At 71.3% G+C, this 16209-nt stretch carries 12 protein-coding genes and 1 pseudogene; 12 read left to right on the top strand and 1 reads right to left on the bottom strand.

The annotated features are described in order from the left end of the window. The 11 genes and pseudogenes from ATM97_RS01020 to ftsZ form a co-directional block, all read left to right on the top strand. A pseudogene (locus ATM97_RS01020) lies at window positions 1-310 on the top strand (hypothetical protein); the annotation flags it as partial. Then, window positions 307-2190 carry a penicillin-binding protein 2 gene (locus ATM97_RS01015; protein ID WP_255586621.1) on the top strand — a complete coding sequence of 628 codons (1884 nt, stop codon included), beginning with the start codon at window positions 307-309 and terminating at the stop codon, window positions 2188-2190. The pseudogene ATM97_RS01020 and the gene ATM97_RS01015, both read left to right, overlap by 4 nt. A gap of 104 nt (window positions 2191-2294) precedes the next feature. Continuing rightward, window positions 2295-3899, top strand: coding sequence for a UDP-N-acetylmuramoyl-L-alanyl-D-glutamate--2,6-diaminopimelate ligase (locus tag ATM97_RS01010; protein ID WP_218716004.1), 1605 nt, complete (start codon window positions 2295-2297; stop codon window positions 3897-3899). Then, on the top strand, window positions 3896-5395 hold the full coding sequence (gene murF, locus ATM97_RS01005) for a UDP-N-acetylmuramoyl-tripeptide--D-alanyl-D-alanine ligase (RefSeq protein ID WP_218716003.1): 1500 nt from the start codon (window positions 3896-3898) through the stop codon (window positions 5393-5395). Before ATM97_RS01010 ends, murF begins: the two co-directional genes overlap by 4 nt. Next, window positions 5392-6468, top strand: coding sequence for a phospho-N-acetylmuramoyl-pentapeptide-transferase (gene mraY, locus ATM97_RS01000; protein WP_218716002.1), 1077 nt, complete (start codon window positions 5392-5394; stop codon window positions 6466-6468). The genes murF and mraY overlap by 4 nt, the downstream gene beginning before the upstream one ends. Before the next feature lie 50 nt (window positions 6469-6518). After that, window positions 6519-7955, top strand: a complete 1437-nt coding sequence (gene murD, locus ATM97_RS00995) for a UDP-N-acetylmuramoyl-L-alanine--D-glutamate ligase (protein ID WP_218716008.1) — start codon at window positions 6519-6521, stop codon at window positions 7953-7955. Then, complete coding sequence (ftsW, locus tag ATM97_RS00990) at window positions 7952-9457, top strand: putative lipid II flippase FtsW (RefSeq protein ID WP_374104814.1); 1506 nt, start codon at window positions 7952-7954, stop codon at window positions 9455-9457. Before murD ends, ftsW begins: the two co-directional genes overlap by 4 nt. Window positions 9458-9515: 58 nt before the next feature. Then, entirely contained in the window at window positions 9516-10631 is a 1116-nt protein-coding gene (murG, locus tag ATM97_RS00985) for an undecaprenyldiphospho-muramoylpentapeptide beta-N-acetylglucosaminyltransferase (RefSeq protein WP_308248323.1), read from the top strand. A gap of 119 nt (window positions 10632-10750) precedes the next feature. After that, window positions 10751-12193 (top strand): UDP-N-acetylmuramate--L-alanine ligase, encoded by a 1443-nt coding sequence (gene murC / locus ATM97_RS00980; protein ID WP_218716005.1) that lies wholly within the window; start codon window positions 10751-10753, stop codon window positions 12191-12193. Between the two features lie 8 nt (window positions 12194-12201). Next, entirely contained in the window at window positions 12202-12879 is a 678-nt protein-coding gene (locus ATM97_RS00975; protein WP_218716001.1) for a cell division protein FtsQ/DivIB, read from the top strand. Window positions 12880-13039: 160 nt separating this feature from the next. Further along, a complete protein-coding gene (ftsZ, locus tag ATM97_RS00970; RefSeq protein WP_218716000.1) occupies window positions 13040-14293 on the top strand; it encodes a cell division protein FtsZ in 1254 nt (417 codons plus the stop codon). A 61-nt stretch (window positions 14294-14354) separates the two neighbouring features. On the opposite strand, the gene ATM97_RS00965 is transcribed toward ftsZ, so the two are convergent. Further along, window positions 14355-14900 carry a hypothetical protein gene (locus ATM97_RS00965; RefSeq protein ID WP_218715999.1) on the bottom strand — a complete coding sequence of 182 codons (546 nt, stop codon included), beginning with the start codon at window positions 14898-14900 and terminating at the stop codon, window positions 14355-14357. A 162-nt stretch (window positions 14901-15062) separates the two neighbouring features. Between ATM97_RS00965 and ATM97_RS00960 the strand changes: the two genes are divergently transcribed. Beyond that, the coding region (locus ATM97_RS00960; protein ID WP_218715998.1) for an AAA family ATPase at window positions 15063-16209 on the top strand (1147 nt) is incomplete at its 3' end.

Below are 16209 nucleotides of genomic sequence, written 5' to 3'. Positions count from 1 at the left end.
GGTCGACGCCGCCCCGCCCGCCGACGGACAAGCACCCGCTCCCGCCGAGGGACAGGTACCCGCGCCCGCGGAGGGTCCGGCACCCGCGCCGTTGGCCCCGGTGACCGTGCCCGACCGGGTCGACGTCGCCGCGCCCGTCGAGCAGGGCGCCCCCGTCGTCGAGCAGAGCATCCCCGGAGAGCAGGGCGAGCCGCCCGCACCGGCCGACACGCCGCCACCCGCCCCGGGTGTCGCGGCGGGCCTACCAGGCCGGGTCGCGGGGCCGCCGAGCGAGTCACCGCGGATCGTCGCTCCGGAGGGCGGTCGATGAGGCAGAGCGGGCCCGCGTCGCAACAGCGACGCGGGCCGGTCTCGTCGAGGGCCCGCCGTTCGGGGTCGCTCTCGCCGGACCGGCCGATCCGGTTGCGCCTCGGCGTCGGCCGGGTCACCCTGCTGGCGACGCTGGCGGTGGTGGCGCTGCAGTTGCTCTACATCCAGAGCCTGGCCGCGCCCGCGCTCTCGGCGCAGGCCGCCTCCCAGCGCACCACCAAGGAGACCGAGGCCGCCGTGCGCGGCCCGATCACCGACCGGCACGGCAACCAGCTCGCCTTCACCATCACCGCGAAAGCGCTGACCTTCCAGCCGGTCCGGGTGCGCCAGCAGCTGGCCGACGCCAAGAAGGCCAAGCCGAGCGCGCCCGATCCCGAACAGCGTCTGAAGGACATCGCCGAGTTCGTCCACGACAAGCTCGGTGCCGCGGCACCCAAGGAAGAAGAGCTGCTGGACAAGCTGCGCAGCGACAAGACCTTCACCTATCTGGCCCGCAATGTCGATCCGCGGGTGGCCTCGGAGATCCAGGCCAAGTTCCCCGAGGTCGGCGCCGAACGCCAGGACTTGCGCGAATACCCCGGTGGCGCACTGGCGGCCAATGTGGTCGGCGCGACCGGTTGGGACGGGCACGGTCAGATCGGCCTGGAGTCCGCGCTGGACTCGGTGCTCGCGGGCACCGACGGCTCGCGCACCTACGACCGCGGCTCCGACGGCGCGGTGATCCCCGGCAGCTACCGCGATCAGCAGCCCGCAGTGAACGGCTACGGCGTGGAACTGACCCTCGACGAGGACATGCAGTACTACGTCCAGCAGCAGGTGCAGCAGGCCAAGCAGCTCTCCGGCGCGTCCTCGGCCTCGGCGGTGGTGCTCGACGCCAAGACCGGCCAGGTGCTGGCGATGGCCAACGACAACACCTTCAATCCCGCACTGGGACCCCAGCATTGGGCCTCGGCCGATATGAGCAATCCCTCGGTCGCCGAACCGTTCGAGCCCGGCTCGGTGAACAAGATCGTCACCGCGGCCGCCGCGATCGAGTACGGGCTCACCACGCCCGACGAGGTGCTGCAGGTGCCCGGCTCGATCCGGATGTCGGGGGTCACCGTCAACGACGCGTGGCAGCACGGCACCGCGCCGTACACGACCACCGGCGTCTTCGGAAAGTCCTCCAACGTGGGCACTCTCATGCTCGCGCAGCGGGTGGGCGAGGACCGCTTCGCCGACATGGTCGACCGCTTCGGCCTCGGCAAGCGCACCGGGATCGGCCTGCCCGGCGAGAGCCCGGGCCAGGTGCCCGCGCGCGACCAGTGGTCCGGCGGCACCTTCGCGAACCTGCCCATCGGTCAGGGTCTTTCGATGACGACGCTGCAGATGACCGGCATGTACCAGGCCATCGCCAACGACGGCCTGCGCATCCCACCGCGCATCGTCAAGGCCAGGATCGCCCCCGACGGCACCCGCACCGAGGAACTGCAGCCCGACGGCGTGCGCGTGGTGAGCCCGCAGACCGCGAGCACCCTGCGCACCGTCTTCCAGGCGACCGTGCAGAAGGACCCGATGGGTTACCAGATGGGCACCGGCTCCCCGGCCGCCATCGAGGGCTACCAGGTGGCGGGCAAGACCGGCACCGCGCAGAAGGTCGACCCGGCCTGCCGGTGCTATTCGTCGTCGTCGTTCTACATCACCTTCGCCGGGATGGCGCCCGCCGACAACCCCCGCTACGTGATCGGCATGATGCTCGACGCGCCGATCCGCAGCTCCGACGGCAGCGGTGGCGGGTCGGCCGCGCCGCTGTTCCACAGCATCGCCTCCTGGGCGTTGCAGCGCGACCGCGTGCCGCCGTCACCGGAGCCCAAACGGCTGGTGCTGGAGGCCGGGCTCTAACTCCTCCGCCTAGGCACAACCCGCGTTGTCCATCCGACACCGCGCGTCGGTAACCTGACTGCTCGTCTCGCCCACGCGCTCGATCACTCTCAGAGAGGAGCCTTGTGCCCGCGCAGTCCAGCCCGCACGCGCTCCGGCCCACCACGCCGCCGTCGACGTCGCTGCGGGCCCTGCTGGACCTCACCGGCGCCACGGTGGCGACCCCGGTGACCACCGAAGTAACCGTCACCGGCATCGAGCAGCGGTCCAACGCCGTGCGCCCCGGTGACCTGTTCGCCGCGCTGCCCGGCGCGAACGCGCACGGCGCGCGCTTCGCCGCCGACGCCATCGATCGCGGCGCGGTGGCCGTGTACACCGACGCCGCAGGCGCCGCCCTGATCGGCGAGGTCGCCGTCCCGGTCCTGGTGCGCGAGCGGCCGCGCGCCGCGCTCGGCGAGCTTTCGGCCGAGATCTACGGCCACCCGAGCGACCGGTTGCGCATCATCGGCATCACCGGGACCTCCGGCAAGACCACCACGTCGTACCTGGTGGAGGCCGGGCTCGCCGCGGCGGGCCTGTCCACCGGGCTGATCGGCACCATCGAGACCCGCATCGGCGGCAGGCGGGTGCCCAGCGCGCTCACCACGCCCGAGGCGCCCCAGCTGCACGCGATGTTCGCGGCGATGGTCGAGCAGGGCGTGCAGGCGGTCGTGATGGAGGTCTCCAGCCACGCGCTGGCGCTGGGCCGGGTCGACGGCGTGCGCTTCGCCGTCGGCGCCTTCACCAACCTGTCCCAGGACCACCTCGACTTCCACGCCGACTTCGAGGACTACTTCGCCGCCAAACGCAAGCTCTTCGACGCGGATTCGCCGGTCGCCGCGCGCACCGCGGTGATCTGCGTCGACGACGAGTGGGGCACCCGCCTCGCGGGCGACCTCACCGCGCCGGTCACGGTGTCGACCACCGGCGCGATGTCGCAGGGCGCCACCTGGCACGTGACCGGTGACGTCCGCGCCACCGGCGGTGAGCAGGAGTTCACCGCGGCCGGGCCGGACGGCGAGCTGTCCGTGCGGCTGCGGCTGCCCGGCCGCTACAACGTCGCCAACGCACTGCTGGCCGTCGCGACCTGCGCCGCCGCCGGGGTCGATCCGGCCGTCGCCGCGCCCGCGCTGGCCACGGTCGACGTCCCCGGCCGCATGCAGCGGGTCGAGCGTGGCCAGGACTTCCTCGCCGTCGTCGACTACGCGCACAAGCCCGCCGCGGTCGAATCGGTGGTGGCCACCCTGCGCGGCCACCTCACCGAGGCCGGGCAGGGCAGGCTGGCCGTCGTCGTCGGCGCCGGCGGCGACCGTGACGCGGCCAAGCGCCCGTTGATGGGCGCGGCCGCCGCACGCGGCGCCGACCTGCTGATCGTCACCGACGACAATCCCCGCACCGAGGACCCGGCGGCCATCAGGGCCGCCGTGGTGGCCGGTGCGCACGAACTCCCGGCCACCGACCGCGGCGAGATCCGCGAGATCGGTGACCGCGCGGCGGCCATCGCCGCCGCCATCGCCTGGGCGCGTTCCGGCGACGTGGTGCTCATCGCGGGCAAGGGCCACGAGGCGGGGCAGGAGATCCAGGGCGTCAAGCATCCCTTCGACGACCGCGAGGTGGTCGCGGCGGCGCTGGAAACCCTGCAGACACGACACAGTCCGCAGACGGACTCGGAGGACTTGACGGTTTCATGATCGAGATGACACTGCGGGAGATCGCGGACGTCGTCGGCGGCGAGCTGCACGACGTACCCGACCCTCAGGCACTGGTGACCGGTTCGGTCGAATTCGATTCGCGCCGAATCGGTTCCGGCGATCTGTTCCTCGCGCTGCCGGGCGCCAACTCCGACGGACACGACTATGCCGCCGCCGCGGTGGCCGCGGGCGCGGTGGCCGTGCTGGCGGCCCGGCCGGTCGGGGTGCCCGCGATCGTCGTCGCGCCGGACCTCGGCTCGGTCCCGGCGTCCTCGGTGGCGCTGAGCCACGACGGCGACGGCTCCGGCGCCGCCGTGCTGGCCGCGTTGGCCGCGCTGGCGCGGGCCAGCACCGAGCGGCTGGCCGAGCGCACCGGGCTGACCGTCGTCGGCGTCACCGGGTCCTCCGGCAAGACCTCGACCAAGGACCTGCTGGCCGCCGTGCTGGCACCACTGGGTCCGGTCGTCGCCCCGCCCGGGTCGTTCAACAACGAACTCGGGCACCCCTGGACCGCGCTGCGCGCCGGCCTGGACACCAAGTTCCTCGCGCTCGAGCTGTCGGCCCGCGGACCCGGCCACATCGCCGCGCTGGCGCGCATCGCGCCGCCGCGCATCGGCGTGGTGCTCAATGTCGGCACCGCCCACCTGGGCGAGTTCGGCAGCCGGGAGGCCATCGCCCAGACCAAGGGCGAGCTGGTCGAGGCGCTGCCCGCCGACGGGCTGGCCGTGCTCAACGCCGACGATCCGAACGTCGCCGCCATGGCATCGCGGACCCGGGCCCGGGTCGTGCGGGTCGGCCTGGCCGGTGACGCCGACATCCGCGCCACCGACGTGGTCACCGACGAGCAGGCCCGTGCCCGGTTCACCCTGCACGCGGGCGGGGAGTCCGTCCCGGTGCGGCTGGCCGTGCACGGCGAGCACCAGGTCGGCAACGCGCTGGCCGCGGCCGCCGTCGCGCTGGAATGCGGCGCCGACCTGGCCGCCGTCGCCCAGGCGCTGTCCGGCGCCACCGCGGCCTCGGCGCGCCGGATGGACGTGCGCACCACCGCCGAGGGCGTCACCGTCATCAACGATTCCTACAACGCCAACCCCGACTCGGTGAAGGCCGCGCTCAAGGCGCTGGTCACCCTGGCCAAGGCGGGCGACGAGCCGCGCCGCAGCTGGGCTGTGCTCGGCGAGATGGGCGAGCTCGGCGACACCTCGGTGATCGAACACGACGCGATCGGCCGCCTCGCGGTGCGCCTCGACGTCGACCGGTTGATCGTGGTCGGCACCGGACGGCCATCCCGGGGAATGCACCAGGGCGCGGTGATGGAAGGCTCATGGGGCGAGGAGTCGATCCTCGTGCCCGATATCGACGCGGCGATCGCGCTGCTCGACGACGAGATCGCCGCGGGCGATGTGGTACTGGTCAAGGCGTCGAAGGCGGTCGGTCTGTGGGCCGTCGCCGAGCACCTGACCAGGGCAGGGGAAGGTAGCACGGAGGCGGCTCGATGAGGCAGATTCTATTCGCGGCGGGGATCGCACTGGCGGTGTCGATCCTGTTGACGCCGTTGCTGATCCGGGTCTTCGCCAGGCAGGGCTTCGGCCAGGAGATCCGGGTCGACGGCCCGGCCAGTCACCAGGCCAAGCGCGGTACCCCGACCATGGGCGGTGTCGCCATCCTGATCGGCATGTGGGCGGGGTACCTCGGCTCGCACCTGATCGGCATCGGCTACGACGCGGAGGGCCCGACGGCCTCGGGTCTGCTCGTGCTCGGGCTGACCACCGCGCTCGGCGTCGTCGGCTTCCTCGACGACTTCATCAAGCTGCGCAAGCAGCGCAACCTCGGTCTGTCGGCCGCGGGCAAGTACATCGGCCAGATCGGCGCCGCGGTCCTGTTCGCGGTGCTGGTGCTGCAGTTCCGCGGCCAGAACGGCCTCACCCCGGGCAGCAAGCACATCTCCTATGTGCGCGACATCTCCACGGTGTCGATGGGCGCGATCGTGTTCGTCGTCTTCGTCTGCCTGCTGGTGGTGGCCTGGTCCAACGCGGTCAACCTGACCGACGGCCTGGACGGTCTGGCGGCGGGCTCGATGAGCCTGGTGCTCGGCGCGTACGTGATCATCACCTTCTGGCAGTACCGCAACGCGTGCTCGACCAGTCCCGAGGCCGGCTGCTACGACGTGCGCGACCCGCTGGACCTGGCGCTGGTGTGTGCCGCCGCGGCCGCCGCGTGCATCGGCTTCCTGTGGTGGAACGCCGCGCCCGCCAAGATCTTCATGGGCGACACCGGCTCGCTGGCGCTGGGCGGCATGCTGGCCGGGTTGTCGGTCACCACCCGCACCGAGCTGCTGATGGTCGTCATCGGCGCGCTGTTCGTCGCCGAGGCGGCGTCGGTGGTGCTGCAGGTGGCGGTCTACCGCACCACCCGCAACCGGTTGTTCAAGATGGCGCCGTTCCATCACCACTTCGAATTGAGCAAGTGGGCCGAAACCACGGTGATCATCAGGTTCTGGATCCTGGCCGGCATCGCCGCCGCCGTGGGTCTCGGACTGTTCTACAGCGAATATCTCTCGCAGGTCGGGTGAGGACGAACATGGTCGAACACTCTCCCCGTGCCCTCCGCTCCCCGGGCCCCATGCTCGAATTCCTGCGTGGCCGTGACGTGCTCGTCGCGGGCTGGGGCGTTTCCGGGCGCTCACTGATCGAACCGCTGCGCGATATCGGCGCGCATCCGGTGGTCACCGACAGCGGCGCCAAGGCGCTGGCCGAGGCCGCCGAGCTGGGTCTCGAGGTCGCCACCAGCGTCGAGCTGGAGACCGCCGATCTGAGCAGGTTCGCGCTGGTCATCACCAGTCCGGGCTGGCGACCGGATTCACCGGTGCTGGTCTCCGCCGTCACCGAGGGCATCCCGGTCTGGGGTGACGTCGAGTTCGCCTGGTGGGTCGACCAGGCCCGGATCTACGGCCCGGTCCGCAAGTGGCTGGTCATCACCGGCACCAACGGCAAGACCACCACCACCAATATGACGCACTCGATCCTGCGTGCCGCCGGCATCTCCAGCGTGGCCTGCGGCAACATCGGTCTGCCGATCCTGGACGCGCTGCGCCGCAATCCCGGCCCGCAGGTCCTCGCGGTCGAGCTGTCCTCGTTCCAGCTGCACTGGGCGCCGTCGGTGCGCCCGGAGGCCGGTGTCGTGCTCAATGTCGCCGAGGATCACCTCGATTGGCACGGCGGCCTCGACGCCTACGCCGCCGCCAAGGCACGCGCGCTGACCGGCCGGGTCGGCGTCGTCGGCCTCGACGATCCGGTGGCGGGCTCGCTGGCGCGCAAGGCCAAGGCCCGTCGCACCGTCGGCTTCCGCATCGGCGTGCCCGCCGACGGCGAGCTCGGCGTGGTCGACGGCAAGCTGCTGGACCGCGCGTTCACCAAGGCCGCGATCCTGGCCGAGACCTCCGACATCAGCCCGCAGGGCCCGGCAGGCATCGCCGATGCCCTCGCCGCCTCCGCGCTGACCAGGGCGATCGACGTGGCCCCGCAGTTCGTCAAGGAAGGCCTCGCCGAGCACAAGGTGGGCCCGCACCGCACCGCGTTCGTCCGCGAACTCGGCGGGGTCGACTTCATCGACGACTCCAAGGCCACCAACCCGCACGCCGCGCGCGCGGCGATCATGGCGCACCCGCACGTGGTCTGGGTGGCGGGCGGTCTGCTCAAGGGCGCCAGTGTCGACGACCTCATCGAGGAAGTGGGCGACCGGCTGGTCGGCGCGGTCCTGTTCGGGGCCGACGCGCCGGTGATCGCCGCCGCATTGGCGCGACACGCACCCGAGGTCCCGGTCATCGAGCTGGACGCGCGAGACGATGCAGGCATGGAGTCGTCGAGATCCCAGCGTGCCGAAGCGGTCATGGGCCGCGCGGTGCGCGCCGCGGCGGGTCTGGCCCGTGCCGGAGACACCGTGTTGCTCGCGCCCGCGGCCGCCTCCCTGGACATGTACGACGACTACACCCACCGCGGACGCTGCTTCGTGGACGCGGTGACGGCACTGGAAGACGGTGACATCGGGCGGGCACTATGACACAGACGCGCCCGGCTGAACCGTCAGCGCCCGGAGGAGGCAGCTTGCGTAACCGCGTAGGACGCCGGGGCGGACGGAACGCGGCACAGCCGGGTTGGGCGGGGGAGCGCTTCGGCGCGTGGTTGGCCCGCCCGCTCGCGTCCTTCCATCTGATCGTCACCATCGCGACTCTGCTGACCGTGCTCGGCCTGGTCATGGTGCTCTCGGCGTCGAGCGTCGAGGCCTACGCCGGCGGCGGATCGGCGTACGCGCTGTTCATCCAGCAGGCGATGTTCGCCGGTCTCGGCGCCATCGCCTTCTATATCGCGCTACGGCTGCCGTTGCGGCTGCTGCGGCAGTGGTCGTTCCCGATCTTCAGCATCTCGGTGCTCGCGCTGGTGCTGGTGCTGATCCCCGGCATCGGCGCCATCCACGGCGGCGCGCGGCGCTGGTTCGACATCGGCCCGCTGTCGATCCAGCCGTCCGAGGTCGTCAAGGTGACACTGGTGGTGTGGGGCGCGCATCTGCTGGCCTCACGTCGTGGCGCCCAGCTCAAGGACATCCTGGTGCCGCTGGTGCCCGCCGGTCTGCTGGTGTGTCTGCTGGTGGTGCTGGAACCGAACCTGTCGACCACGATCGCGCTCGGCATCGTGTTGATGGCGCTGCTGTGGTTCGGCGGGCTGCCGGTGCGGCTGTTCGTCGGGATCATGGTCACCGGTGTGGTCGCGGCGTCGGTGCTGGCGCTGTCGGCCGGCTATCGCTCCGACCGGGTGCGCGCGTTCTTCAACCCCGGTGACGACCCGCAGGGCGTCAACTACCAGGCGCGCCAGGCCAAGTACTCCCTCGCCGACGGCGGCATCTGGGGCCGCGGCCTCGGCCAGAGCCGCGCGAAGTGGAGCTACCTGCCGAACTCGCACAACGACTTCATCTTCGCCATCATCGGCGAGGAACTCGGCTTCCTGGGCTGCATGCTGGTGCTGGCGCTGTTCGCGCTGTTCGTCTACGCCGGTATCCGGATCGCGCTGCGGTCGGTCGACCCGTTCCTGCGGCTGCTCACCGCCACCGCCACCACCTGGATCACCGCGCAGGCGCTGATCAACATCGGCTACGTCGTCGGCCTGCTGCCGGTGACCGGTCTGCAGCTGCCGCTGGTGTCGGCCGGTGGTTCCTCGCTGGCCATCACGCTGTTCATGTTCGGCATCATCGCCAGTGCCGCCCGGCACGAACCGGAGGCGGTCTCGGCGTTGCAGGCCGGACAGGACGGCCGCGTGAGCCGGATGCTGCGCCTGCCGGTGCCCGAGGTGTACACACCGTTCAAGGCCGACGCCCCGCGCCGGTCCGCCTCGAAAGCCAGGGCCGAGCGGCCTCGTCCGGCCGCGCGCCGCGAGAGCCCGGCCCCCCGTCGCCGACGCGCCCCCCAGAGCCGCGGCACCAGTTCGCTACGGTCGACCCGAGCATGGGAACCGACCTATCCGATGCCGCACCGCCCGGTGAAGAGGCGGGCCGGAGGTGGCGATGCGTGACCACGCAGGCCCTCGTGAACCGGGCAAGTCGAACACAGAGAGAACGAGGTAGATCCACGTGAGTCACCCGCGTCCCGGGTTGTCGGTGATCGTCGCAGGCGGAGGCACCGCAGGCCATATCGAACCCGCGCTCGCCGTCGCCGACGCCCTGCGCGCGCTCGACGCTTCGATCCGGGTGACCGCGCTGGGCACCGAACGCGGACTGGAGACCGAGCTCGTTCCCGAACGCGGGTACCCGCTCGAGCTGATCCCGCCGGTCCCGTTGCCACGCAAGCCCTCCGCCGACCTGCTGCGTCTGCCCGGGCGGGTGCGCGCCTCGGTGAAGGCGACCAGGGCCGTCATCGATGCGGTGCAGGCCGACGTGATCATCGGCTTCGGCGGCTATGTCGCGCTGCCCGCCTACCTCGCCGCGCGCGGTGGCCTGTTCGGCCGCAAGCGGGCCGTGCCGGTGGTGGTGCACGAGGCCAACGCCAAGGCGGGCATCGCCAACAAGGTCGGCGCCAAGCTCGCCGCGAAGGTGCTGGCCGCCGTGCCCGATTCGGGCCTGGCCAACGCCCAGGTCGTCGGCATCCCGGTGCGCGCCTCCATCACCGGCCTCGACCGCGCGGCCCTGCGCGCCGAGGCCCGCGCCCACTTCGGTCTGCCGGCCGAGGGGCCGGTGCTGCTGGTGTTCGGCGGGTCGCAGGGCGCGCGCAGCCTCAACGAGGCCGTCTCCGGCGCCGCGCCGCAGCTGGCGGCCGCGGGCATCTCGGTGCTGCACGCGCACGGCCCGAAGAACAGTGTCGAGGTGAGCACCGCCGACGCGGCCGCGCCGTATGTCGCCGTGCCGTACCTGTCCCGGATGGACCTGGCCTACGCCGCCGCCGACGCGGTGGTGTGCCGCTCCGGCGCGATGACCGTGGCCGAGGTGTCGGCGGTCGGACTGCCCGCCTTCTACGTTCCGCTGCCGCACGGCAACGGCGAGCAGGAGTTCAACGCCAGGCCCGTGGTCGCGCAGGGAGGTGGCAGAATTGTCGCCGATGCCGACCTGACCCCGAAATACGTGATCGATGAGGTGATTCCGCTGCTGCTCGACCCCGCTCGACTCGCCGAGATGAGCCGCGCCGCCGCCGGCGCCGGCCATCGCGACGCTGCCGACACGGTGGCCAGGATCGTCACCGAGGTCGCCCGATGAGCGGTCAGCGGCCGGAGGCGGCAGCGGAGCACGCGGGCCGCCCGATCATCGGCGGTGGACGCAGCTCGAGCGGCGAGGATCTCGCGACGGCGCTGCCGCCCGAACTCGAACGGGTGCACATGGTCGGCATCGGCGGCGCGGGCATGTCCGGCATCGCCCGGATCCTGCTGGCCCGTGGTGGCGCGGTCTCCGGTTCGGATGCCCGTGAGAGCCGCGGTGTGCTGTCGCTGCGGGCACGCGGCGCGCAGGTCCGTATCGGCCACGACGCCGACGCGCTCGACCTGCTGCCCGGCGGCCCGACGGTGGTCGTCACCACCTATGCCGCGATCCCGAAGACCAATCCCGAACTGGTCGAGGCGAATCGGCGCCAGATCCCGGTGCTGCTGCGCCCGACCGTGCTCGCCGCGCTGATGCGCGGGCACAAGACGCTGCTGGTCTCGGGCACGCACGGCAAGACCTCGACCACTTCGATGCTGATCGTGTCGCTACAGCACTGCGGCGCCGACCCGTCGTTCGCGGTCGGCGGCGAGCTCAACGAGGCGGGCACCAACGCCCATCACGGCAGCGGGGACATCTTCGTCGCCGAGGCCGACGAGTCCGACGGCTCACTGCTGCAGTACGATCCGGACGTCGCCGTGGTCACCAACATCGAATCCGATCACCTCGACTTCTTCGGCACCGACGAGGCCTACATCCAGGTCTTCGACGACTTCGCCGACCGGCTCGCCCCCGGCGGTCTGCTGGTGGTGTGCCTGGACGACCCCGGCTCGCTGGCGCTGGCGCATCGGGTCGCCCCGCGCCTGGCCGAGCGCGGCGTGGCGGTCCTGGGCTACGGCTCCGGCGACCTGTCGGCGTCCCCGGTGCCGGTCGGCGCGCGCCTGATTGATTGGCAGCCGCGCGATGTCGGCGGCATCGTCGAATTCGAGCTGGCGGGGGAGAGCACACCGCGCACGGTGCGGCTGTCGGTGCCGGGCAGGCACATGGCGCTCAACGCGCTCGCCGCGCTGCTCGCCGCCCGGGCCACCGGCGCCGATATCGACGAGATCGTGCAGGGGCTGGAGGGGTTCGGCGGCGTACACCGCCGGTTCCAGTTCACCGGCCGGGAGAACGGCGTTCGCGTCTTCGACGACTACGCCCACCATCCCACCGAGGTGCGCGCCGTGCTCGAGGCCGCGGCCCAGCTGGTCGCCCAGGAGGCGCGCGACGGCGCGCGGACCCGGCGCGGCCGGGTGATCGTGGTGTTCCAGCCGCATCTGTACAGCCGCACCGCCACCTTCGCCACCGAGTTCGGCACCGCGCTGAGCCTGGCCGACGAGGTCGTCGTGCTCGATGTCTACGGCGCGCGCGAGGAGCCGCTGCCCGGTGTCAACGGCGCGCTGGTGGCGCAGGCGGTGACGAGCCCCGTGCACTACCAGCCGGATATGTCGAAGGTGGGCAAGCAGGTCGCCGGGCTCGCGCAGCCCGGTGACGTGGTGATCACCATGGGCGCCGGCGATGTCACCATGCTCGGCAGCCAGATCCTCGACGGCTTGCGCGCCCGGCCGCAACAGGGCGGCCGGTGAGATTGCCGATGCCCGCCGCGCGCGGGTGGCGCGGCTACCGGCTCTGGACGGCGGTCGGCGTCCTCGTGGTCACGGTCCTCGTCGTTCTCGCGTGGTTCACCCCGGTGTTGTCGGTGCGGACCGTGCGCGTCGACGGCTTGGCCGCGGTCTCCGAGGAGGAGGTCCGCACGCGGCTCGAAATCCCGGACGGCCGTTCGATGTTGCGCATCGATACCACCGCGATCGCCCAGCGTGTGGCCGCGATTCCGAAGGTGCGTTCGGTGCGGGTGCAGCGCAAATTCCCCTCCACCGTGCTGGTGAGCGTGGTGGAACGAACACCGGTGGTGTACCTCGAATCACCGGACGGCGCGCACCTGATCGATGCCGAGAGCGTCGAATTCGCGATCGAGCCCGCGCCGCCGATCGGGGTGCCGAAGCTGCTCACCGAGGGATCCTTCACCGGGCCCGCGGCGGCCAGGGCGGCGGTGGACGTGCTGGTCACGCTGCCACCCGCCCTGTCGGTGCAGGTGGGTGAGGTTGTCGCACGGTCGAATTCGGACGTCTCATTGAACCTACGTGACGGTAGGAAGGTAGTGTGGGGCGGCACGGGCGACGGCGAGCGCAAAGCTGCCGTCGTGTTGCCGCTGCTGACCCGTGAGGGGACCGTGTTCGACGTGTCGAGTCCGAATCTGGTCACGGTAAAGTGAGCGACACTCTTTGTGGCACAAGATTCTGGCTCTCGTCTCGGCGCGCCTGCGCCGGGATCGCAGTGGCTGCGAATAGCGTTCCGCAGCAGTCGGATACTTGACATAACGCCAACCCTATGGTTGAGGTTGAGGGTTTAAGATCGAAGGAAGGCGAGAGCCCATGACGCCCCCGCACAACTACCTTGCAGTGATCAAGGTCGTCGGTATCGGCGGCGGCGGCGTGAACGCCGTCAACCGAATGATCGAACAGGGACTCAAGGGAGTCGAGTTCATCGCGGTCAATACCGACGCCCAAGCCCTGCTGATGAGCGATGCCGACGTCAAACTCGATGTCGGCCGCGAGCTGACTCGCGGCCTCGGTGCCGGTGCCGATCCGGAAGTCGGCCGCAAGGCCGCCGAAGACCACAAGGACGAGATCGAAGAGGTGCTCAAGGGCGCCGACATGGTCTTCGTCACCGCGGGCGAGGGCGGTGGCACCGGTACCGGTGGCGCGCCCGTCGTCGCCAGCATCGCCCGCAAGCTGGGCGCGCTGACCATAGGTGTCGTGACCCGGCCGTTCTCTTTCGAGGGCAAGCGGCGTGGGAACCAGGCCGAGGTGGGGATCAACCTGCTTCGCGAGTCGTGCGACACCCTCATCGTCATTCCGAACGACCGGCTGCTGCAGCTGGGCGACGCGGCGGTGAGCCTGATGGACGCGTTCCGCTCCGCCGACGAGGTGCTCCTCAACGGTGTCCAGGGCATCACCGACCTGATCACCACCCCGGGTCTGATCAACGTCGACTTCGCCGACGTCAAGTCCGTCATGTCCGGCGCCGGTTCGGCGCTGATGGGCATCGGCTCGGCGCGCGGTGAGGGCCGGTCGGTGAAGGCCGCGGAGACGGCGATCAACTCGCCGCTGCTCGAGGCGTCGATGGACGGCGCGCACGGCGTGCTGCTCTCGATCGCCGGCGGCTCCGATCTCGGTCTGTTCGAGATCAACGAGGCGGCCTCGCTGGTGCAGGAGGCGGCCCACATCGAGGCCAACATCATCTTCGGTACGGTTATCGACGATTCGCTGGGCGACGAGGTGCGCGTCACCGTCATCGCGGCCGGTTTCGACGGTGGCGGCCCCTCCCGGCGGGCGGTGCCCGAATCGCACAGCACCCGGGTCGGGTCCAACCCGATCGGCGCCGGGCGCGCGGGCGAGGTCGGCCAGGCGCGCAGCGAGGCTCCGGTCCGCGCGACCGAACCCGCCACCAGCGGGGTGTCGAGCGGGCGGACCAGCGCCCCGAGCTACCGCGACACCGAGCGGTATCGGGAGTCGGAGCGTCAGCGGGTCACCGAGCAGGCCATGAACCGCGTCAACAACCCCGACCAGGGCGACGACGGCGACGATGACGACGACATCGAAGTGCCGATCTTCATGCGCCGATAGCCAGGACAAACGAGAAGCGCCCGGACTCCGCGGAGTCCGGGCGCTTCTCGTCGTGCGGGCCTCAGCCCTTGGCGCTGCCCAGGCAGAACGTGGTCTTCGGGTCGTTGACCACCAGGACCGAGTCGGCGTCCTCGCCGCACAGCTGCTCGTCGACCTGACCGTCGATGCGCGAGACGACCTTGAAGTCGGCCTCGGTGGCGGTGCACGGCACGAACTTGTAGCCGGTCATCATGCCCTCGTTGTAGCAGCTGCCCTCCTTGAAGTTCGGGGCGAGACACAGGAACGCGAGGGTGCCGCCGCTGCCGAAGGTCTCCTCGTAGGAGGTGTAGTCCTCGTGGCACTCGACCTTCTGGTCGTGCACCTGCACGACCTTGTAGACGGCGGTCTCGGCCGAGCAGGGGACAGGCTCGGTCTTGGAGTCGATCATCGACGCCGAGATCACGTTGATGCAGTCACCGACCTTCGAGCGGGCGGTGTCGGACTTGCCCGCGTCCTTGGCCACCTCGGTGACCTTGTCCACGGCCGAGCAGCCCGCGGCACCGAGTGCCGTGACCGCCAGCAGTGCGAGCGCGAACCGCGAAACCATTCCCTTGCCGGTGAACGTCATGCGAACCTACTTTCTGAAGAACCTCACCGCGGACCCTTCGGCGGTGATCGGCCTCGCCCACCCAACCCCACGTCCGCCCGCGGAGCATCCGGGAAACCACGGCATTTGCTCGTCGGTGACCCGGGTTAGGCTCACCCCGGACAAACCGGGCAGGAAAGGGTGATGACGGTGATCGAACGCGCCTTCGTCGGCCGAGCCCCCGAACTGGCTACCCTGACCACGACCTTCACCGGCCCCGACGCCCCCTGGCTGCTGCTGGTGGAGGGCCCCGCCGGAATCGGCAAGTCCCGCTTGATCGCCCACTTCGCCCAGGCCGCGCCGTGCCGGGTGTTCTCGGTCACCGGTGCCGAGGACGCCCGCACCCAACCGCGCTACCTCGCCGACGATCTCGCCGAACAGGTCGATGACGTCGATCCGGCCGAGGAAGAACGCGCACGCGGCGCGGCGGTCGTTCCACCGGCGGCGTGGTCCTCGGCCGACGCCGAGGTGTCCGCGGCGGACGTGGTCGCCGACACGGCGCTCGCCCGGCGGATGCGGCGCGCGCTCGGCACGGTCGAGACCTTGCTGGTCGTCGACGACGCGCAGTGGGCCGACGCGGAATCGGTTCGGCTGCTGGCCTTCCTGATCCGCAATCGCCCGGTCGGCGGATTCCGGCTGCTTCTCGCGTTTCGCGACGGCGGCTGCCCGCCGTCGCTCACCCGTTTGCTGCGGGTGCCGCTGGTCCGCTCGGTCCATGTCCGGGTGCCGCCGTTCACCGGCATCGACGTCGACGGGCTGCTCCCGGGGGAGGATCCCCGTCGCCGCGCCCGGCTACTCGACGCGTCCCAGGGCAATCCGCTGTACCTGTCGCTCCTGGCCGACCTGCCCGACCGGGAACTGGAGCGGGCGCTGCGCGGGGAGAACCCGGATCCGACCTCGACCGATTACGCGGCGCTGGATCGCACGATCCGGGCCGAACTGGCCCAGCTGCCCGAGCTCGACCGGTCGGTCGCGCAGGCCGCCGCCGTGTGTGGCGCGCCGCCCGACCTCGAACTGCTGTCGGCGACCGCGGATCTCCCGGCGGTGACGGTGGCCGACGCGCTCGATGGGCTGGTCGGTCGCGGCGTCGTCCGGGTGATCGATGGCGCGGTGACCTTCGTCCATCCGCTGATCCGCACCGCCGCCTATCGGCTGGCGGGACAGGGCTGGCTGGCGCTGGCCCACCGCCGCGCGGCACTGGCGTTGCGCGCCCGGGACGCGCCGATGGCCGCGCGGGCCGCGCAGCTCGAGCATGCTCTGCTCGGCCGCGACGAGCTCGCGGGCGCCGAAC

Origin of the sequence: Nocardia sp. MH4 (assembly GCF_019266065.1) — a bacterium.
In the GTDB taxonomy this organism is placed as follows: domain Bacteria; phylum Actinomycetota; class Actinomycetes; order Mycobacteriales; family Mycobacteriaceae; genus Nocardia; species Nocardia canadensis.
Note: the sequence above shows the minus strand (reverse complement) of the source record. Positions and strands in the feature narration are given on the sequence as shown.

Bases quoted from the DNA above. Each gene is read 5' to 3' on its own strand.
- ATM97_RS01015 (WP_255586621.1), top strand. From the start codon at position 307: ATGAGGCAGAGCGGGCCCGCGTCGCAACAGCGACGCGGGCCGGTCTCG.
- murF (WP_218716003.1), top strand. From the start codon at position 3,896: ATGATCGAGATGACACTGCGGGAGATCGCGGACGTCGTCGGCGGCGAG.
- mraY (WP_218716002.1), top strand. From the start codon at position 5,392: ATGAGGCAGATTCTATTCGCGGCGGGGATCGCACTGGCGGTGTCGATC.
- murD (WP_218716008.1), top strand. From the start codon at position 6,519: ATGCTCGAATTCCTGCGTGGCCGTGACGTGCTCGTCGCGGGCTGGGGC.
- ftsW (WP_374104814.1), top strand. From the start codon at position 7,952: ATGACACAGACGCGCCCGGCTGAACCGTCAGCGCCCGGAGGAGGCAGC.
- murC (WP_218716005.1), top strand. From the start codon at position 10,751: ATGGTCGGCATCGGCGGCGCGGGCATGTCCGGCATCGCCCGGATCCTG.
- ATM97_RS00975 (WP_218716001.1), top strand. From the start codon at position 12,202: ATGCCCGCCGCGCGCGGGTGGCGCGGCTACCGGCTCTGGACGGCGGTC.
- ftsZ (WP_218716000.1), top strand. From the start codon at position 13,040: ATGACGCCCCCGCACAACTACCTTGCAGTGATCAAGGTCGTCGGTATC.
- ATM97_RS00965 (WP_218715999.1), bottom strand. From the start codon at position 14,900: ATGACGTTCACCGGCAAGGGAATGGTTTCGCGGTTCGCGCTCGCACTG.